General features: G+C 38.3%; 16 protein-coding genes. 4 read left to right on the forward strand and 12 right to left on the reverse strand.

Going from position 1 to position 20,181, the window contains the following annotated elements; genetic code table 11:
* Positions 1-755 precede the first annotated feature (755 nt).
* From gntR to gntU, 3 genes are all read left to right on the forward strand, one after another.
* Positions 756-1,751 carry a gluconate operon transcriptional repressor GntR gene (gene gntR, locus C5469_RS18825; RefSeq protein WP_166309850.1) on the forward strand — a complete coding sequence of 332 codons (996 nt, stop codon included), beginning with the start codon at positions 756-758 and terminating at the stop codon, positions 1,749-1,751.
* Between the two features lie 166 nt (positions 1,752-1,917).
* Positions 1,918-2,457 carry a gluconokinase gene (gene gntK / locus C5469_RS18830; protein WP_166309852.1) on the forward strand — a complete coding sequence of 180 codons (540 nt, stop codon included), beginning with the start codon at positions 1,918-1,920 and terminating at the stop codon, positions 2,455-2,457.
* Positions 2,457-3,794, forward strand: a complete 1,338-nt coding sequence (gntU, locus tag C5469_RS18835) for a gluconate transporter (protein WP_166309854.1) — start codon at positions 2,457-2,459, stop codon at positions 3,792-3,794. The genes gntK and gntU overlap by 1 nt, the downstream gene beginning before the upstream one ends.
* A 111-nt stretch (positions 3,795-3,905) precedes the next feature.
* Here gntU and C5469_RS18840 read toward each other — a convergent pair whose 3' ends face one another.
* The 9 genes from C5469_RS18840 to C5469_RS18880 form a co-directional block, all read right to left on the reverse strand.
* On the reverse strand, positions 3,906-4,826 hold the full coding sequence (locus tag C5469_RS18840) for a GNAT family N-acetyltransferase (RefSeq protein WP_166309856.1): 921 nt from the start codon (positions 4,824-4,826) through the stop codon (positions 3,906-3,908).
* Positions 4,827-5,039: 213 nt separating this feature from the next.
* The gene (locus tag C5469_RS18845; protein ID WP_166309858.1) at positions 5,040-6,260 is read right to left on the reverse strand and encodes an SGNH/GDSL hydrolase family protein; all 1,221 of its coding nucleotides are present in this window, start codon (positions 6,258-6,260) and stop codon (positions 5,040-5,042) included.
* Entirely contained in the window at positions 6,247-7,365 is a 1,119-nt protein-coding gene (locus C5469_RS18850) for an SGNH/GDSL hydrolase family protein (RefSeq protein ID WP_166309860.1), read from the reverse strand. Before C5469_RS18850 ends, C5469_RS18845 begins: the two co-directional genes overlap by 14 nt.
* Positions 7,352-8,773 carry an MBOAT family O-acyltransferase gene (locus C5469_RS18855; RefSeq protein WP_166309861.1) on the reverse strand — a complete coding sequence of 474 codons (1,422 nt, stop codon included), beginning with the start codon at positions 8,771-8,773 and terminating at the stop codon, positions 7,352-7,354. The genes C5469_RS18850 and C5469_RS18855 overlap by 14 nt, the downstream gene beginning before the upstream one ends.
* 193 nt (positions 8,774-8,966) lie before the next feature.
* Complete coding sequence (locus C5469_RS18860) at positions 8,967-9,755, reverse strand: protein bax (protein WP_166309863.1); 789 nt, start codon at positions 9,753-9,755, stop codon at positions 8,967-8,969.
* Positions 9,756-11,023: 1,268 nt separating this feature from the next.
* Complete coding sequence (locus C5469_RS18865) at positions 11,024-12,100, reverse strand: fimbrial protein (RefSeq protein ID WP_166309865.1); 1,077 nt, start codon at positions 12,098-12,100, stop codon at positions 11,024-11,026.
* Positions 12,101-12,112: 12 nt separating this feature from the next.
* Positions 12,113-14,575 (reverse strand): fimbria/pilus outer membrane usher protein, encoded by a 2,463-nt coding sequence (locus tag C5469_RS18870; protein ID WP_339414582.1) that lies wholly within the window; start codon positions 14,573-14,575, stop codon positions 12,113-12,115.
* 40 nt (positions 14,576-14,615) lie between these two features.
* A complete protein-coding gene (locus tag C5469_RS18875; protein WP_166309869.1) occupies positions 14,616-15,314 on the reverse strand; it encodes a fimbrial biogenesis chaperone in 699 nt (232 codons plus the stop codon).
* Positions 15,315-15,381: 67 nt separating this feature from the next.
* Positions 15,382-15,963, reverse strand: coding sequence for a fimbrial protein (locus C5469_RS18880; protein WP_166309871.1), 582 nt, complete (start codon positions 15,961-15,963; stop codon positions 15,382-15,384).
* 758 nt (positions 15,964-16,721) lie between these two features.
* On the opposite strand from C5469_RS18880, the gene C5469_RS18885 reads away from it, so the two are divergent.
* Positions 16,722-16,868 carry a hypothetical protein gene (locus tag C5469_RS18885; RefSeq protein WP_166309873.1) on the forward strand — a complete coding sequence of 49 codons (147 nt, stop codon included), beginning with the start codon at positions 16,722-16,724 and terminating at the stop codon, positions 16,866-16,868.
* 21 nt (positions 16,869-16,889) lie between these two features.
* On the opposite strand, the gene C5469_RS18890 is transcribed toward C5469_RS18885, so the two are convergent.
* From C5469_RS18890 to C5469_RS18900, 3 genes are read right to left on the reverse strand one after another with little or no spacing between them, the layout of a single operon-like run.
* Complete coding sequence (locus C5469_RS18890) at positions 16,890-18,011, reverse strand: DUF4056 domain-containing protein (RefSeq protein WP_166309875.1); 1,122 nt, start codon at positions 18,009-18,011, stop codon at positions 16,890-16,892.
* Complete coding sequence (locus tag C5469_RS18895; protein WP_166309877.1) at positions 18,008-19,153, reverse strand: BamA/TamA family outer membrane protein; 1,146 nt, start codon at positions 19,151-19,153, stop codon at positions 18,008-18,010. The genes C5469_RS18890 and C5469_RS18895 overlap by 4 nt, the downstream gene beginning before the upstream one ends.
* Complete coding sequence (locus C5469_RS18900; RefSeq protein ID WP_166309879.1) at positions 19,153-20,139, reverse strand: hypothetical protein; 987 nt, start codon at positions 20,137-20,139, stop codon at positions 19,153-19,155. Before C5469_RS18900 ends, C5469_RS18895 begins: the two co-directional genes overlap by 1 nt.
* Positions 20,140-20,181 lie beyond the last annotated feature (42 nt).

Genomic DNA, 20,181 nt, shown 5'->3' on the forward strand with positions numbered 1-20,181 from the left:
TCCTCAAAACCCGTTATAGTCATAGCCGGCCCGAAAAATAACTGAAACCCGGTTTCTGCAGGCGGATAGACTAAGGGGGCATGACATGCTACAGTTAGTCCGTTATTATCATTTTCTTTTAGAATATTGATAAGCCTTATTGAGTGGGTTGTTGGCAGGATATAACTAGTCTAAATTTTTATTATCGTGGTTGTGATTCTTAATCCAAACCTTTTTCATTAACTGCCAGATTTGCTCATTCAATAAGAATCATGTTTACCTATGTGTATTCATTATGATTAGAGATAGAGTAATACGCTTGCTTTAATTTATTTCCCCCATTGATAACTGGATTGTTTGCTGTGCTTACGCTTAAATTCCAGGGCATTGTGTTGTTAGTTGAAGTTATCAGACGCCATATGAATATTAATTACAGCCGGTTACAACGCGGTAGCTGTGTATTACTCTAACTACTTCTAAGAATTCCACCAGTTTGCGGATAAATGTGTACTGTTGTCGCTTTTAACATTTTCAGTATTCACTGATATCTTCATATTTTAACCGGTAGTAACGTTTGGAACTAACAAACACTGGATTAATCCTTTTTAAAACCTTTTTGGCGTTTCATCTTATTTTGCTATCCACGATGAATGATGAATAAGGATTCATAGCGTTTTTTGCTAAATTCAAAAAAAGTGTATCCTGATAGTGTATAACTATGTCATAACATTGTGCTTATTATCTTAAATTCTACTAATTTTAAATTGCCTTAAAATATGAAGAAAAAACGTCCTATTTTACAAGATGTGGCTGATCGTGTTGGTGTGACAAAAATGACGGTAAGTCGTTTTTTGCGTAATCCGGATCAAGTTTCTGAACAATTGAGAAAGAAAATAGCTGATGCTTTGGATGAGTTAGGTTATATCCCGAATCGGGTACCGGATATCCTTTCTAATTCTACCAGCCATGCTATTGGCATCTTGTTGCCTTCATTGACTAATCAGGTTTTTGCGGAAGTTATCCGTGGTATCGAATATGTGACAGACCGTAATGGATATCAGACCATGTTGGCTCACTATGGTTACTTGTCAGAGAAAGAAGAAGAGCGTCTGATTTCTTTGCTCTCTTACAATGTTGATGGCTTGATTCTTGCTGAGCGTACTCATACTCCGCGAACCTTAAGGATGTTGGAAACGGCCGGTATTCCTGTCGTTGAATTAATGGATTGTGTTTCCCCTTGTTTTGATACAGCAGTCGGTATTGATAACTTTGAAGCGGCTCGGCAGATGACAATGGCAATGATTGAGCGAGGTTGTCAGCAGGTTATTTATCTTGGAGCAAGACAGGATGAGAGGACAATTATTCGCCTGGAAGGTTATGAAGCTGCGATGAAAAGCGCAGGTTTAAAGCCTGGTAAGGTGATGACTCCAGACAGCTCTTCTTACACATTGGGGGGACAGTTATTGAATGAAGCACGAACGAAATATCCTGATGTGGATGGTTTATTCTGTACCAACGATGACCTTGCTATTGGGGCAATTTTTGAGTGCCAACGTCAGGGAATAGTTGTACCGGACGATATTGCAATAGCGGGTTTCCATGGTCACGATGTTGGTCAGGTTATGACACCAAAACTTGCCAGTGTACTGACACCTCGTGATTTAATGGGGCGGAAGGCTGCTGAATTATTGATGGCACGGCTGAAAGGTGAACATTTACCGCAGAAAATGGTCGATATTGGCTTTGAAATATCACCAGGAGAAAGTATTTAATCGATCTATTGATTTTATATTTTTAAACTTACTTTGCGATAAATATCACATTTTTATTTCCTGAAGATTCTGTGTTGTTGCGAATCTTGCTGCCACTCCCGATAATGTTACCGATAACAGTTACCGGTAACATTTTCAGATAAAATATCTGTGCTAAGGAGTTTATATGAGTGATACCCATCATCCGAATCATGTTTTTGTGCTTATGGGGGTATCCGGCAGCGGTAAATCTGCTGTTGCTAATGCTGTGGCCTATAAATTGGACTCTGCCTTTTTGGATGGCGATTTTTTACATCCAAGATCTAATATTAATAAGATGGCTGAAGGCTATGCACTGAATGATGAAGATCGTAAGCCTTGGTTGAAATCATTGAATGATGCAGTTTTTGCTATGCAACGCACAAATCTAGTTTCTCTGATCGTTTGTTCTGCTCTAAAAAGACATTACCGGGATATGCTGCGTGATAATAATAAGAATCTGTCATTTCTTTACATGAAAGGCGATTTTGATTTAATTGAAAGCCGGTTGAAAGCACGTAAAGATCATTTTTTTAAACCTCAAATGTTGATATCTCAGTTTGAAGCATTAGAAGAACCAGGCAGTGATGAAAAGGATGTTTATCTGATTGATATTAGATCGTCTCTTGATGAAGTGATTAATCACTCAATAAAAATAATTAATAGTGTCATTTCAGGGGAAAAATAATGAGTACTTTAACCTTAGTGCTGACAGCAGTTGGCTCTGTTCTCTTACTACTGTTTTTGGTGATGAAGGCCAGAATACATGCTTTTGTGGCATTAATACTGGTTTCTATGGGGGCTGGTGTTTTTTCAGGTATGCCGCTGGATAAAGTTACCGAAACAATGCAAGAAGGAATGGGGGGAACGCTAGGCTTTCTGGCAATTGTTGTCGCCCTGGGTGCGATGTTTGGTAAGGTTTTACACGAAACAGGCGCTCTGGATCAGATTGCAGTTAAATTATTAAATAGTTTTGGTGAAAAGCGTGCTCACTATTCATTGGGGATAGCCGGCTTGGTTTGTGCCTTGCCACTATTTTTTGATGTAGCTATTGTTTTACTGATTGGTGTGGCATTTGCAGTAGCGCGCCGTACTGGCGGTAATGTAGTGAAATTGGTTATCCCTCTGTTTGCGGGTGTTGCAGCTGCTGCGGCATTTCTGTTACCTGGCCCAGTTCCGATGTTGTTAGCTTCACAGATGAATGCCGATTTTGGCTGGATGATCCTGATTGGTATCAGTGCGTCAATTCCCGGGATGTTACTGGCTGGCCCGATTTTTGGTAGTTTTATCAGTAAATATGTTACCTTGGATTTACCTGCTGATATAAGTGAGCCAAGCCTTGGTCAAGGTAAAATGCCATCTTTTGGCCTGAGTCTATCGCTGGTTTTGTTTCCCTTGGCTTTGGTTGGATCAAAGGCTATTGGTGAGCGCTTTGTTGTACAAGGTTCTGAATTGTACCAGTGGCTTGAACTCATCGGCCATCCATTTTCTGCGATTCTGGTTGCTTGTTTGATTGCTATTTATGGTCTGGCAATTCGTCGTGGAATGAGTAAAGAAAAAGTGATGGATATTTGTTCTTCGGCTATTCAACCGGCTGGAATTATTTTATTAGTTACTGGGGCCGGTGGTGTCTTCAAACAAGTATTGGTGGATTCCGGTGTAGGTCCTGCTCTGGGGAATGCATTGATTGGTGCTGGCCTGCCAATTGCATTAGCGAGTTTTATTCTTGCTAGTACGGTTCGTGTTATTCAAGGATCTGCAACTGTGGCTTGTTTAACTACGGTTGGTTTGATTCTGCCAGTGGTTGATGCGTTGGGATATTCTGGAGCTCAGCTTGCGGCTCTTTCAATCTGTATTGCAGGAGGTTCTCTGGTATTGAGCCATGTTAATGATTCAGGCTTTTGGTTATTCGGTAAATTTACTGGCGCAACAGAATCCCAGACACTGAAAACCTGGTCAATTATGGAAACCATCCTTGGAACAACGGGCGCTGTTGTTGGGATGATTTTCTTTGCTGTGATGTAATTCCTCTGTCATCTTAAATAGCCAAAATTTGAAGCACTCTTTTATGGCGTTGAACAATGCCGCCTTCTATGAAGGCGGACGATAAGCCAACTATGCAGATGATTAATAAAACTAGAATAGTGTTCTCGCTAATGGATGGCGATTGCACCAGCGATCTTTATAGGCGAAAGAAGGTCTACCAATAGAATAGCGCATAGTTTTTTGCTGCTGCTGACAAAGAGCCGAGGCATTTCTAATATTCAGCCACATTACGATACTTCCAAGACTTAGATTGGAATATTCAGGATCGAATCCACCATTTATTGCATCAAATGAAATCCATTGAGGGCTATCTGATTTTATAACTAAATCATAGGCTACGGGAGTTCCATTGATAGTTAATACACTTCCGTACAGGTGTTGCTTGAGTTCAGTGTATAATTCGATTAATTTTTCTTTCTCTTCTTCATTATGTTGTTTAGCCCACCGTTTTTCGTACAGAGTGGTGTAAATGTCGACGAATTCTTGGCAGATAAAATCGTCAATTTGACATATTTCCCCGCCTGAACGCTTAAACTTATTAATTTCATTACTCCGATTTCTTCTTGTTTTATAAGAAAAATCTTCTTTGGCGAGGCATATTGTTCGTTTATTTAACCGACCATAATGAGTATTGATAAAGTTTTCTTTATGCAAGACTGATATGGTTTTTGACTGACCTGGAATTATGGTCTTGAGATGTTTAGCAATAGGGAAAATAATTTCGTCATAACTGAAAAAATTATAATCTTTCTGATGACTTGCTGCCAGATGATGATCTTTGCACGTAAAGTATGCTCCTTCGATAATGTTTGCTGACAGTGGATTTTCCTTAACGTAAAAGATAAAACTATTGCCAAATTTTTCATTTAGAAAACGTACAACATTTGGGTGAGTAGATATTCCCCCACCATAAAGAGAATACGCTTGTTGATAACGTTCAAAACTACATTCTTTCCAACCGGAAATGAATCTTCTTATGGAACCTTTAGGGTACTTTTTTGAAAAAATCATATTTTAAACGCTCTTTTTAACGCTATGTGTTACAGGTGGTATAACCTTATTTTTCAATCTATTAAATACAATAAAATGATAATTTATCTTTATTAGATTGATTTTTAGCGATTTTTTGCATGTTGCAGTTATAAATCTAAGGATAAATATTCAATTTTTCCGCATTGTATAATACCGATGTTTAGTATTATTGAAACGCGATTTTATCGTTACCTATTGCCCAAGGATATCCATTAATTGTTTATATAACGCTTTCGCACTGCGCTCATAACCTGCGGCTGAAAGGTGAATATAGTCAGGGCGTGCAAGGTTTTGTTGCGCCCAACGCTTAATTGAACACTCGCCACCCATATATTCACGCCAGTTCCAGAATAGTGTGTGCTGATCTTTAGCGACTTCTTGTTGAATATGGATGACATCGTTCAACATTGCGGGTTGTTGTGTTGTACAGCTTGTTGCTTGACTATTTTTTAAGGAGTCACTTGGTCCGATGATAAGAATAGCTGTTTGTGGTAACTGGTGACGAATCTGTTTTATCTTGGCTGTCAATTGTTGGCGATAACCCGATAAATCTAATGAATCATTGAAAGCGGCATTTGTACCATAAGCGAGGATAATCAGATCAGGATGCATTTGAACTAAGGTATTAATCCATTGTGGCTGCCATTTATCCATCATATTAATGGTCGCACCATTAATACCTAAAGCGGATAATATAACACCTGATTGTTTACGTTTGATAAACCAGCCGCCTAATTTCAACTGGTTATCTTGTGTCGCCATGATATTAATTGGGAACTTGACAGTTTTTTCAGAGGAAAACTGCCATTGACCGTGAGTTGACGGTAATTTAAGAATTTGTTTGGTTGCAGACTGAACTAGAATCTGAGAATCACCAGATGCTTGATATAACGCTTTGAGTTGATAGCGAGTATAGGCTGGGGCAAATAGCTTTAAAACCAGTTTGCTGGTTTCGCTATTAGGCTCTGCGATTATCCCTCCGAGAGGGAAATCAGTCCGGTTATCTTTGCGGCTGGTGGTCAGTTCCCATTGCTGTTTATCATCCGTTATACCAAGTATGGCATTACGTTGTCCGGGGACGTCTATTGGGCTGACAAAACCGATACCGGCATCACCAAAGCGTTGTTGTAATAAGGAACGGAGCTTACCAGTGAAAAAATCCGCAGCAGTATGAGAATCACCTATCTGAATAAAATGCAGTTGATTATGGCGGTTGTTACGAAGTTTATCTGCGAGTAAGGCTAGATTCGGTTCACCAAAGTCGGTTAACTGTTGGTTTACTATCACCGGGTGTTGTGTTAGTAAAGATTCAGGTCTCTGCTTATGGCATGATATCAGGCTTAAAGAGAGTATGATGACCAGACCAATGCCAACAGGCTGGTATCGCTTGCGAAGTTGTTTAAGCATTTCCATTTTGTTTGGCTGGTTCCTGAATAAATTCAATCAATGAAATTATGTTGTCTGAAATAGTTTGCTGACCTTTCAAGCTAAAGTGTATACCATCACCGCTTCTGAGTTTAATTTTATTACTATTATCGCCAATATAATCGGAATAATCATCTGCATGATATTTAAAAATATCATTAACAGAAACGTATATTTCTCCGACTCTTGCTACTTCTGATTGATATAATGATCTCAGGTATTCCATGCTGGTAGAAAGTTTTTTCTTCCGCATATTCGGAGGGCCAATCCAGATGACATCGGCGTCATGGTGACGTGCTTCAGTAAGGATCATATTGATACGTTGGCGGTAGAGGTTTTCCCAATCAGCGCTGGCAAATTTCAGATAGATATGTCCATGTTCTGGTGGCATATCCCAGGGATCATTTGGTCCCAGGAAGATAATAACCAGTTTGATATCGTGGTTGGCTTCCAGTGTCTTGTTGATAGTTGCCGGCCAGTTAAAGAAATTAGGGTAAGCAAGCCCTGTACTTTGTTTGCTGAGATTAATACTTGAAATACCATAATCCTGAAAGAGCCGACGTTTCAGATGAGGAGCAATACCTTGCATCATTGAATCTCCGGCAAAAAGTACTTTATCCTTAGCTGTCAGCGTCACATTGGTTTTGGCAATGACTATACTGGATTGGTTATGGTGTACTGATGAACTGACAGAATCAGCATGAGGGGATTTTTGTAATAACGCGGGGAAAGTCGCAGATGAATTTGTAACAGGAGAGATATAACCATTTAAGAACCGCAGTCCTATCTGAAAATCTTTAGGAAGCGTAATACCGGATTCCTGAGCAGCTTGCTGATGATTGTCTCTGTTATTGCTGGTGTGTAATATGAAAGCTTCTCCCGCAGCCAGAACTCCTTGTTCCAGATTATCCCCAAAATCCCATAGCGGATTACCTTGTAACGTTGCCCAAAGGCTTTGCTGGTGGTATTTCTGTTGCCAGAATCTATCCAGCGAACGATGATTCAACCAGATTAACAGTAGGCTGGTTAATACTATGATAAGAATGACTTGCCCGGCTGTTTTTAAATTGGATTTGAACTCAGAAATTAGCATAGATAAATCCCGGCATTCCTTGTGGTGAAAGCATAAATACCAAAGTCAAAATGATAGCTAATGGTATTGGGTAGTATATCCATGGAATATGGGCATGGATTTTCTCAACCGCTGTTTTCAGATTAACTAGTTTCGGGTAAATAATAAACAGCCCTAAGAACATCATCAGCAACCAGCCATTGGCTATGATTGAGTGGAGCAAATTTGATGATATTAATTGATTTAATAATGTCATGGCATCATCCAGAGTAGGACAACGGAAGAAAACCCATGCCAGACAAACAAAGTGGAAAGTGATCACTTTGGATAAAAATGAAGTCATTGGGTTTCTGGGGGTATTCTTATTTTTTTTATCTGTTGGAGAGAATAATTGACATTTAATATTTAGGATTACTAATCCTAATCCATGGATAGCTCCCCAAATAATGAAGTTAATTCCGGCACCATGCCATAAACCGGAGATTACCATGGCGGCAAATAAATTAAGGTTTTTACGTAGAAACCCTTTTTTATTACCGCCAAAAGGAATATAGACGTAATCGCGGATAAATTCAGATAAACTGATATGCCAACGGTGCCAGAAGGATTGTAAATTTTCAGCCAGATAAGGGGCATTGAAGTTTTCAGGAACTTTAAATCCGAGGAGTAACGCTAATCCGGTAACTAAGTTGGTATAACCGGAAAAATTAAAGTAGATGTGCCAGGCATAGGCATAAATACCAACCAGGATTTGCCCTGCATCGTAGCCGATAGGATCATCAAAAATTGGATTTACATAATTTTCAGACAAATAAGAGCTAAACAGGAATAGTTTAGTTATTGCCAATACAATCAGTAATATGGCTCTTGATGGTTCGATGATTATTCTTGATGAAATCTGAATTTGAGGCAGGAAATCTTTAGCTCGGTTTATTGGTCCTGCAACAATACTTGGAAAAAAGCAGAGGTATAAAACGACATCAGGGAATGATGCTCGTGGAATTTCATTTTTTCCAACAGAAACGACATAGCTAACAGAATGGAATGCATAGAAAGATAAACCCAGAGGTACGATTAGTGTCAGTACGGGTAAATCTATGGATAAGCCAAATTGGGCAAACGCTTGTTGGAGACTTTCTTGAAAGAAAGAATAATATTTGAATACAGTAAAACATCCCAGAATACCTATCGTTAGGATAGCAAACGTGATGCGATTGGATAGAAATTTGCTGGCTATGTTTGCTAAAAGATAAATGAATAATGTATAACCAAATAAGATACCGGCGAAAAGTGGATTAAAAGAAAAGATAAACAGATAACTTGCGATTATCAGCAAATAGTTTTGTATTTTTGCACTTTTTTGTAACACCCAATACAAGAGAAAGAAGGCAACAAAGGACCCGAGAAACTCAAAAGAAAAGAAATTCATATTAAACTCTAGCTAATCATTTCGTCGCAATTATAGACAATCTTGAATGATATTATAATATTCAACCTAAACATTCTATCAATGAGCAAGATAAGCTGGTGGATGTAAGAAAATCATCCATTCCATATTTCTATGAAACGGATGATATTAGTAGTTAGAAAGCTATATATTCGAACTCATACTGACAAGAATTTTAGTCATGCTCATTTTTAGCTAACTTTTGTGCTTGAGTGATAAGCCCTTTGTTGCTGTTAAACACCTTATGCAGGTAACTGTTGTAAGTAGGGCCTAATTGTGAATATCCTTCAAGATTATCAATCAACTTGCTGGTGTTCAGTGATTTTTGAAGGCTCCTCTGTTTAGCGCGTGAAACACGTAATGATTCATAAGCATTATGGGTATTCATGTTCCGCATATAGGCTTTGACAGAATCATTTATAGTCGGATAAGAGAAATAACCTTTTATCTTACCCTGAGTTCTCTTACAGCTGTTACCGCAACGCATACCGAACAGGTTATTATTCTGCTGTGCAAGCTTAGAAGTTCCCCAGCCAGATTCTGTTGCAGCCTGAGTAGCAACAAAATGGGTTGGAATGATGTCAACACGGTTCAGTAGCTTGTTCCAGTTAACTTTTTTAGGTGAGCTGCTACAGCTCATGTTGTAGTTTTTACAAATTTGTTGCAGGTGCTTGATATCCTGATTGGACCAATGTTTGGCATCCTGATGTTTCAGTAGCCATTTCCTTTCCTGCATAATTTGTTGATTGTGTTGATCAATCACAGGGACAACAACATTTAAAAACGCTTTCTTACGTGGGGTGCCCGAAGGGTATTTTCGTAAATCTGGCAAACTACTTTGTATGCCATTGTGAGAATACTCTATGCTTTTAGCGGTACTAGTTGATGCTTGACTAAAAGCGGAAAACAACAGTGAAATAAAGAAAGCGAAGATGGCGGTTGTCCTCATCGTTCGAGAGGGCATTGCTTTTCCTCATTTGCTCTGAATAAAAAACGAGCTAATGCTAGCAAAATAAATCCAGTATGACCAGAGTTATTAATAATTCATAAGAATTTCTACTGTAATTTAAGTTGGTATACTACTGATGTATTCTATTTTTTATTAAGTTATAGTTAGTTGTGTATGGTTTCTATATAAAATAATATTGTCCAACTTGGTTTATATATAATAAATGATAATGTTTTTTGTTTAATTCACTCCTGAAATGCTTTTCCCCTGGAAGGAAAAGATCAATAAACCGGTTGAGCGAATATCTAAAGTTATTGGATTTGGTTTGATCCCATTTATCTATAATATTGCCAATTGTAAGAATACTGCCCCGAGTAATAAACTAACTGATATTAATATTGCCGCTATAATAATAAGTATCATTTTCATAAACAGGTAACCCGTCACCGATAGGTGTTTTTTCTCTGTGAGTTAGATATTGAGTTTTGTCTGTCAGACTTGAGCTGATTTTGTAATATATCTATTGTCATTAGTGCGGTGCAGGATATTCGATATGATTATAAATGTTAAGTTAAAATAAGTAACAAAGTGTTAAAATTATCTACTTTTTATAAAATATAATAAAAAGATGTATGTTAAAGTAAATGTTTTCCAATATATTTATTCTTTTAAAATATAAATATTCATATTTTTTAATTTATATTAATAATGTTTTTTAAATTAAATTTATATTAGATATGTAGTGGGTTGGTTAATTTTATTTATATTGATATGTTATGTGTAAATATGCCGTTATCTAATTATTTATTGTTTTTTTACTTGGTTTTTCATTTTGTTTTTATGTATGTTATTGATTTATAATTTTTTATTCTTTTGATGCTATATTTGGTTGAAGTATTTATTATATTATAATTCATATTGTGTTAATTGCTTGATTATATTGTATGGAATGTATTTAAATATGTTTTTCTATGGTATTATTTATATTTAAATGATATGATTGGATATAGTTTTGATATTATTTTTATAAATCTTATTGATAAGTTTGAATATATTGTTTTTATGTGTTTTATGGAATTGTATTATTTTATTAGGAAATTAAATCAGTGTTCGTGATTGTTAAATGCTAGTGTTATCATTGTCTTACATAGAATCAGGGTAAGTTACAAATGTAAATGGATTTTTACTCGTAAACACTTTATTACATATTGTTACTCATTGATACACAAATCGGTGGTTGGATAACAAAAAGAAGGGGCATTTCCTTTGCCGCCTGATTCTGATTAATTGTATTCAAAGTTCAGAACAGAGGTTGCTTTTAGTTCCCCTGACATAATGTTTTTAGGATCATAAACGTAATAGTAAGCATTAAGATCAATGGCAAAGCGTTTGTCTATGGCGTTGTCGGTATTTTTGCTGAATAACGGTGTTGCACTTTGAGAAGACGTTTGCGAGGTACTGAACGTTATTAGTGTTGAATTACTTGGTTGATAGACTCGGATGCCAACGCCTTTCGCTGCTCCTGCTCTGTTATCGATTAAAGTTCGGTTATCGTTTGGTAGTAGATTATTACTGCTCAGGTAGGCTTTAATTGAACGTGAAGTTTTACCATTAAGGAGGAAATTACATTCAAAATTGAGTGTAAAAGGTGTTTCTCCTTTATTGGCTCCACTAAGTAGTGTAGCGCGGTTAACTTTTGGCAGCTTCACAGTTAATCCCGCATTTGAGAAATTACAAGTTGTATCTTGACGATTAAAAATCATGGTAATTGGTTGGTAATAGATATCTTCAGAATGAGTGGGCCATACCCAGGTTAGAATAAACGTCAGGAAATCGGTAGCAAAACGGAGAATAGCGTCAAAAAGTCCTATGTTGGTGGTATCCATGGCTATTACAGCCGTCTTTAATGTTGCAGTATTGCCGGAAAAGACGTGAATATTACTACCGCCAGGTCTACCGTTTAATAGCTTGGCATTAAGTGTAAATTGGGCCTGTAATCTGCTGGCAGGGTATGTCGTGTTACTGTTTCCCAGATTAATATTGCTACTGGGAGAAAGGTTAGTGATAGTCACTTCGACATAATCTTTGCCACCATTGAATCCGAGAACAACTTTATTTTTGGTAAACGGTGATCCGTTAGCAACAGTGTTTTGCTTCCATAATGCATTTGAGGTGCATTTAAAATAGCCAGAATACCGGGTATTTAGTTGCCAGTTTGCATTACTGTTCAAGTAGAGATGATCTGTCATATCGACAGTGATTGCTGGTGCAGTTATCGCGACATTGGGTTGACAGTTCGCATAAACTATACTGCTGTTCAGGCTGATTAGGGCCGCCAGATACAATAGCTTAAGTTTCATTATCTTCCTCCCTTAACGACAAGTATTGGCGGTTGAGTCCATTTCATCAGGTTGTGGATCGCTTATTACACAACTCTTTTCACCTGATTTATCAATGCGGACATAAACTTGTTGCGGCAATTTTTCTACTCGCAGGAAAACCATACTACCCTGACCAACATATCCAAGGCTGTTACCTTCTGAATCGACAATTTCAGTACCGAAAGGTAAAGGTTTACCATTGGCTTGAGTCGAGTAGAAAATAAAAGTTTTCCGCTGGTCTGTTTTAAATCTGATATGGGTAATAGCACCGGAATAGGGGGCAACATCTCTGATGTTACCGATAAGTTCAGCCGACTCTTCCGGCACTTCACTGGTATCTAGCATGATGGCATTTTTACGGTAAGGGGAAAGATAAGGTATCAACAATTTACCGCTGTTATTCGTCACCATGCTTTTATCACCATTCACAGAAGCGTTAGCTGTGCCCGGTGCGTCAATGATTGCAAAGGTTTCTCCAACCTGATTAGCAGCCAGAATGCCGCCCCGATAAGTAACCAAACTGCCTGTTGCACCGAGTCCCATCTGACGGTAATCCTTGGATTGACTATAAGAGCTACTGAGTGTGGAAACGGATGTTTTATAGGTCAGATTTGCGCTGGTTGTGGTGGAACCGCTTTTCTGATCTGAAATGTTAAGGTGATAATTCAGACGATTGTGTGGGCCTGCGCTGCCACTTAATCCCAAATCACTGTTGTTGTAGTGATTATCATTGAGTGAGATATTACTGGTCAGATAGGCAGGGTAATCAAACAGTTCAAAAGGAACAGACAGCATCAGATAGTAACGTTGTTCCTCTTTACTTTCTGTTTCATTGATATTGTACCGAACACGGCTTGCTGTCAGGGTATAATTGACTTTGCCCAGGCTGTTGGAATATCCCATTTGATACTCTCTGCTTTTATTCTGGGTTCCCCAGTAATCACGGAATGTTCCTGAAAGAAAAAGTGAACCCGCACCGCGACCAAGATTTTGGTTTAAATTAATATTGAAGGTGTTTTTCTGATGAGAATAGTGTTGTCGGTTATATCCGCTACTTAGCCAGTCATGCAGATTAATGGCATCGATCAGGTTCAGATAGTTTTTAGTTGAATAACGATAAGCAGCTAGAGAGAAATTTGTTCCTGTTTGTGGAATATAGCGGCTATAAGCTGCTTTGTAGCTCTGGCCTTTCATCGTTGGGGTATTGTCAAATTTGGCACTGGATTGTGAAATATCAATTGAGACTGCGCCAATCGGTAGGTTAAATCCACTGCCTAATAGTAATGAATAATAGTCTTTGCTGATAATGGCACCTGTATAACCTGTAAGGATATTATTGAACCCATATTGATAGCTGGCTTGGAAAAAGTTGGGTTTATGGTGACTGTTGGCAATTTGGGCTTTTCCTGCACTGATATCATATTTGCTAAGACCTTCTTTCATCATATTAGGGACAGATGAAAAGGGAACAGTAAAGCTGTTGGTGCGTCCATCCGCTTCTGTAACTTCGACAAATAAGTCGCCGCCAGAACCTGTTGGTAAAATAGTATCAATGGCAAAAGGTCCCGGTGGTACACTACCTTGGTAAATAATAACGTTATTCTGAGTGATCTTTACCAAGGCGTTAGTCTGTGCAACTCCCCGGACGATAGGGGAAAACCCTTGCCAGGCATCCGGGTACATGCGCATATCGGTTTTTAAACTGATACCACGGAAGCGGAAAGAATCGAACAAATCACTTGATGTATAGCTGTCACCAATACGAAGCTCTGAGTTAATTGATGAAATTCCTCGTTGCAGATATCGGGTATTATTACTCCATTTATTGCCATTTGAACGTGTGTAGTGATAAGCGGATTGATCACGTAATTGCCAGCCAAATAGATTTAAACCGTTATTAAGTGATACGTAAGCATTATCTTCATTTTCATGACCACGATTCTGTTTATTCCTATTCTGAGTACGGTAATAATTGGCATTATAAGAAAGCATGGCTCCTGGAATCCCTTTGTCCCAGAATGCGGGATCGATGTAGCCTTTTAGTTCATTTTTAATATAAGCTTGAGGGACAACCAAATATAAGCTGAGTTTAGGAACATCAAGATTAGCGGTCCCTTCATGTATCATCTTAGTAAGGAGAATTTCATCTTGAGATAAGGGTGATTCTGGTAATTGGTTCTTATCAATTATTATACCTAACCTTGGCAGATCTTCATTTAGCAAGTAAATATCTTTGCCATCGTTTTGGATATGAATATCAAATCGTCCTTTCCAGTCATTATTTAGGTATACATCAATATCGTAACGGCCAGCGGGTAATTCGGAAGTAGAATAAAATCGGGACAAATCTGCTTTTGCAGATTCGCCAGCCAGAAAATCAGTATTAAATGTTGTGGCATAACATAAGCAATCTGTATACAGGATGGTGGTGATTATCAGAGCTAACGGACTCACTTTTTCTCTTATCATGTTCTATGCTATGCCAGTAATATCACTATTGAAGTGGTAAAGTTAATTTATTTATAGCACCAAAATCGTCAACAATAGCTAAAGTTAATTTGTCTCCGATTTTTACTTTTTCATTGGTACTGAATGAATAAGAAGAGAGTGGTTTAATGACTGTCCCCTCGTTTAATAAATTAGGTTGAGTGTTGGAAGATTTGAGGCCGACGACATTCAGGAAATAGGGTGATGAATTATCCAATTTTAATTGGCTGCCGTCACGTTTTAATACAATATGTTGTTCGATCTGTTTAAGTGAAATAGAAAGCTTTTCAGGCCGATAGAAAAATTTGATCCGGGTACGAATAGCAATCTGCATGACGTTTTTATCGGCAATATTTTCTGCGACGGGGGGAATATCTAGAACATTTAAATAAAACAGTGATTCCCGATCAGTGGGTAGGTTGCTGTTAGTGTACTTAATTCTTAGTTGTTGGCCGTTATTGCCATCAACTTTGACTACTGGGGGGGTGAGCAAAAAAGGCACTTTAGCTGTTTCAGGTGTTGAGTTAGGATCGCCATCATCTATCCAGGATTGTACCAGAGAGGGCTGATCGCCCGTATTTAATAATTGAACAGACACTTCTTTATTACTAGCTGGATAAATAACACGAGTTGTATTAATCACGATGTTGGCATATGAGGGTAAAGCCGTCACCGTTAATAATGTAGCTAAAAATAATTTTTTCATAATGTTATTTTTGTCAAAGTAGATAAGCCTATTTATCTAAATAGGCTTTATTTATTGTGGTCAATAATTATAGGTAAGTAACGTGATAAGTAACCCTCGTTACTACTTTACCTGGGTCTGCCTCAGCAGTGCCTACTTTATAATATTTCGCATAGAAATCGACAGTTTCAGGTACTGCACCAGAACCTTTGATCCCTGTATCAAAAGCTTTATTCAGAATAATCGGGGTATTTTCTTCTGAATGTTTAACAATAGCAATACCTACGTTTTTCGGCTTACCATCTGCATTAACTTCTTCATTGACCAGGTACTTACCATCGTTAGAAATAGTGTTTGCTGATGAAAACTGAATTTTCAGCATAGGGGTTGCTGGGTCAAAACCAACAGCTTTGGATTGGCAGTTAGAAAATTCTAGTGAAAATGCTTTCTTACTGGAATCAAGTAAACCTTCCTTTTGGCTGGCTTGAGAGACAGAGATAGGATCTAATATAATTGACAGATTTGCTGAAACACCACCGTTAATAGTACAAGTGGCATCAGTAACTGCACCAGAAAAATGTAAAGTGCCACCAGCAGCATTCTCGGCTGCAATTGCAGAACTTGTAGTAAAAATAAGAGCGGCGGCGGTGGATAAAGCTAGTTTATTCATTTTTCCTCTCCGGGAGTAGGGACGTATTGAATTGGCCTTATCAGGGTAGTGAAGATAGGGGCCCTGAATCCCCTGACACATCAAAAAGATTTAAAAAAGATGTTTGTGTTTGCCTGAAAAATTAATTCAATTTTATGAATTTAAAATAAAAATCAACATATTATGTGACTGAAGTTAGATTGAGTAAATTTAATTGTTGCTGATGTAAGTTATTATTTTTTACTTAGATGGAACTGATATTTTTTATACATATTTATAACTTGGAAGCGTATATTATAGACGATTAGACGTATTTAAGAAGGTTTTTTTGTTATTTAAGCTAAATTAAGAGTAAAATTCTGCATTGTGAGTAGAGATAAGCAAAATACTCAATATGTGAGTTTTTTATAGAATTAATGTCTTAATTTTTTATTTTTATGAATTTTATTTCTGTTAGCGCTTGTTTGGTGGATTAATATTTTTTTGATTTTTTAATTTGTTTTCTTTGTGTTATTTAATATTAATTATTTTATATCAACTAGTTATTGTTTTTTTATCTTTGTAAATATTTCAGTACGGTTTTTTGTCATTTGGAATAATGTTTGGAGAATGTGGTTTTTCTTTGGTGACTTAATTTAAGGGTTGTTAATATAGTTTGGCTCTATTCTGGGGAAAATTAATTTTATATTATGGTGTAATGTTATGGTAATGGTAAATAATAATTGATGATAATTCGGTAAAATTATTCATTAAGAAATAGTAATCTGAGATCTTTTTATATGTCATTGACTGATGATGTTATTTTCATTGGTAATATACCCGTTATCTTTCAAGTTGCCTCTTTGTTGGCAGCACTCATTCACCCCGGTCACAGAGTTATCTATGCTCCCGGGGATTCGCTTCCTTGCCGTCGCGATCCATCTTGAAATCCATAGGGTATATATGAGTCAATGATTTTCTTGCTGTTCTTTCGCTTTTTCTGCCAGTTGTGGAAAATCAGTCACGTTCCAGTAGCTTTCTGGTACAGGAAGCTCTTGCATTTGGCGGCCAGGCCACAATTGTAATTCGGCCAATTCAGATAATACATAGCCAGAATATTGTTGTGGCAGGGCCAGTCTGAGAGGTTGTTGCCGTTCTGTCGGAACCATACTAGGCATACGGTTGCTGTGAGTATGGTAATCACGTTGAAGAATTAAGCGCTTATCAGGCACACGACGTTTACTGTCCCACCAGATACCATCAACCCGTTCAAACATCTTACGGGTTTCATCAGCGGATAAGGCTTCCAGCTCACGCAGTGCGGGAGGTAAAATGGCTTGCATTGATAGGCGGTATTGTTTCATTGACGGAACTTGCCCTGCCAGTATCAATGAAAGAGAAAGGCGAGCTCCCAATAGATTGGAATAGAGATCTTCAGGAGAAAACGCCGACACTTTTTCAGAAAATCCCGGTACAGATTGATAACCATACCATTGGGCAATTTCATGCCATACAGCAAGCTCAAAAGCGAGTTTTACGGCCAGATAAGCACTTAAGGTATAGCGTTGTTCTGTAGTTGCTGGTGGCATGAATTGATAAAACTGGATGCGGCGTGATGCTAATTCGTTACTCAACTCTATATGCCATTCTTCTCCAAGACGGGGCCAAATTTGGCTGAATAGAAAAACCGCATTATCAGCGGTATCCCGTACATGGGAAATATCAATGAATCCGCCCCGGCGGGTATATATCATCCCCACTTTTTCATTACTGATCCCTGTTAATGAAGCAACGGTACCAAAAAAGCTGTTGTTATAATTATGTGCTCCAAGATTATCGGCATCCAGCACATTACTTATTTGGTAAAAAGGTACTGGAATGGTCAGTAATTCCGTTTTTAAATTATAGCCAAAAGCACAGCAAGCTCTTAATCCTTCGGGGGAGCGAATCGGCGCAAGAACCGGCCATGCTTGAGTTGCTTCGGCGGTTGTTTCACTATTTAAGTCAGGTTGTACTGGTGCAATTGGAGAAAATGTTCCCTGGCATCCTGCAACTAACATTAAAACAGCAATCCATAAACGCAATTTCAAAACGCCTCTCCCACCTGAAAATAAAATCCATTGCTTTTCTTACCGATACCAAAATCTAGTCTTACATTCATTTTGGGTTTGAATTCAAAGCGATAGCCAACGCCAACGGTGGGTAGCCAGTTTTCTGAGCCAATATCTTTTGCGTAATGGCTCATAGTGCCAGCCCCAGCCCACAAGACAAATCCATGCCGCCAGTTCAATTTGCGCCGATATTCCAATTGAGTACTGAGTACATTTTTGTCTCGGTATCTGCCTTCATAATATCCTCGCATCTGGTTACTGTTACCCAGCATTGACAACATATTCCATGGTACTTGACCATCGGTGAATCGGCCGTAACTATCGAATGCCAATACAGATTTTTCATTTAATTGATAATAGTGGCTGTATCGTATATCAATGGTATTAAACCGGCGGTCACTGGCTAATGCTGGGGAAAAATGTGTGTAGGTAATATCAAGCACTTGCCCTTGATGAGCGTTAGGCAGGAAATCCCGTGTGTCATAGCTGAAATAGGCGCTTACACCAGAACTTAGAATGGATCGTCCGTCGCTTTCAGTTGCGAATAGTCTTTTCGCGCCATTGTCAGGGTCTTTGGCATGTAATGATGAAAAATTCCAGCCAGCGCCTAAATAGGTAGAATCAGCAACCCGATAGAGAATTCTGGGTTGTAGGCGCAGTTCTTGTGAGCGATATTTTTCTTTGTGATCATCTATCTTACCTGCGTTATATCCGGTTCCCCAGTAGTAGGTAGGAACGTTATTCAATGTACCGGAAAGAAAAAAACGCCACTGATCATTAGCAAAAAAATTGTAATTATCAAATGTGAACCCAAAGGCACCGGTTGAAGAGGTAAATCCATTCAGGGAAAGGGAAGAGATTTGGCTGGTATGATCGTTATCATCTGGCCGATAAAGACCGACGATAGCAACACCAAGTCCAGCTCCTAATTCTGGGGTATAAAAAGGGCCGGGTAAAACGCCCCAGTCAATAGCTTTACTGCTGTCATAGGTATTACTGCCACCTAATTTTTCAAGCCAGCGATCAATTTTTTCCCTGCTAAGTGGTGTTTGAGCATATGAGAAATCAGAAATAAAAAGGCTGACTAAGGCCAGCCGATATAAAGTACAGCGGATATTCATTAAAAACGGAACTCTCCTGAAATATAGCAGCTATTACGTTTGTTAAAGCCAACTTCAGTCAGCAAGTTGAAATTACGTGTGACTTCCAATCTTGCGCCGACGGTATTATTCCAGCGAGATGCAACATGCTGTTTTACTTTGAATTTCATATTATCATAATCATCGAATGTACTCATCATTCGGTCAAACATAGGGGGTAAATCCAGATTACTAATCTTGCCTTCAAATTTCTGAGTAATTTTCTGGTACATACCGCCGGTCCATACTTGTAATTTGGTATTTCCTTGTCCTGGGATGATTGGCTGGAATGTAAATTCATAACCAATACGCGGTGTGATGACCAAAGCGCTGATTTTGCCATCCAAAATATCCAAACTAGTGTAGGTATAGTTGGTATCAAGCGTACCAAAGAACTGGTCGTAACCTCCTGCCAGAGTCAAACCGCCACCATAGGTTTTACCTTTAAAATCCAGTGCGAAGGGAATATCTTTCATTCCCTTAATAGTCTGACCAACAAACCTAATTCCTTCAATGTTGGTTTTCGATGTACCCTTTGTCCAGCCGTAAACGCCATAAATATTCACAAAAGGCAGAACCCAAGTATCCAGCTTGAGCATATGGGATTCATTCTTTTCTCGGGTCTTGCCTGTTTGAATACCCAGCAAATCTTCAAATCCTGGGGTATTCGGGATAATAATTTTAATATCGTCTACAACGATATTCTGTCGCATATTCATATAACCATAACTAGCGCCAAAAGGCTCTGGTAGGTCATAACCTTTAGCTCTGGCCTCGTCACCCCAAATAGGAAGTATTCGTGATTCTTGTTTATTAGGTTTTCTGGATAAATCACCATCAGCAGTGACTAGATTTCCACCGGACTGACTGACAGAAATAGAAAGAATTGGGCGGTCATCTGCATAGCTATAAGGGATCGCCAGACAGGATAAAATAAAATATAACTTGCTAATATTAAAAGATTTCATAATAGAAAGCCCGGTTTTGCGAGTAAGAAGATTTAAGGTTTT

The organism is Photorhabdus cinerea (assembly GCF_011189575.1).
Lineage (GTDB): Bacteria > Pseudomonadota > Gammaproteobacteria > Enterobacterales > Enterobacteriaceae > Photorhabdus > Photorhabdus cinerea.

Coding starts and splice junctions, on each gene's coding strand:
- C5469_RS18865 (WP_166309865.1), bottom strand. CDS start 12,100: ATGAAACTTAAGCTATTGTATCTGGCGGCCCTAATCAGCCTGAACAGC.
- gntK (WP_166309852.1), top strand. CDS start 1,918: ATGAGTGATACCCATCATCCGAATCATGTTTTTGTGCTTATGGGGGTA.
- C5469_RS18875 (WP_166309869.1), bottom strand. CDS start 15,314: ATGAAAAAATTATTTTTAGCTACATTATTAACGGTGACGGCTTTACCC.
- C5469_RS18840 (WP_166309856.1), bottom strand. CDS start 4,826: ATGATTTTTTCAAAAAAGTACCCTAAAGGTTCCATAAGAAGATTCATT.
- C5469_RS18895 (WP_166309877.1), bottom strand. CDS start 19,153: ATGAATATCCGCTGTACTTTATATCGGCTGGCCTTAGTCAGCCTTTTT.
- gntR (WP_166309850.1), top strand. CDS start 756: ATGAAGAAAAAACGTCCTATTTTACAAGATGTGGCTGATCGTGTTGGT.
- C5469_RS18855 (WP_166309861.1), bottom strand. CDS start 8,773: ATGAATTTCTTTTCTTTTGAGTTTCTCGGGTCCTTTGTTGCCTTCTTT.
- C5469_RS18860 (WP_166309863.1), bottom strand. CDS start 9,755: ATGCCCTCTCGAACGATGAGGACAACCGCCATCTTCGCTTTCTTTATT.
- C5469_RS18845 (WP_166309858.1), bottom strand. CDS start 6,260: ATGGAAATGCTTAAACAACTTCGCAAGCGATACCAGCCTGTTGGCATT.
- C5469_RS18885 (WP_166309873.1), top strand. CDS start 16,722: ATGTCATTGACTGATGATGTTATTTTCATTGGTAATATACCCGTTATC.
- C5469_RS18900 (WP_166309879.1), bottom strand. CDS start 20,139: ATGAAATCTTTTAATATTAGCAAGTTATATTTTATTTTATCCTGTCTG.
- C5469_RS18850 (WP_166309860.1), bottom strand. CDS start 7,365: ATGCTAATTTCTGAGTTCAAATCCAATTTAAAAACAGCCGGGCAAGTC.
- C5469_RS18880 (WP_166309871.1), bottom strand. CDS start 15,963: ATGAATAAACTAGCTTTATCCACCGCCGCCGCTCTTATTTTTACTACA.
- gntU (WP_166309854.1), top strand. CDS start 2,457: ATGAGTACTTTAACCTTAGTGCTGACAGCAGTTGGCTCTGTTCTCTTA.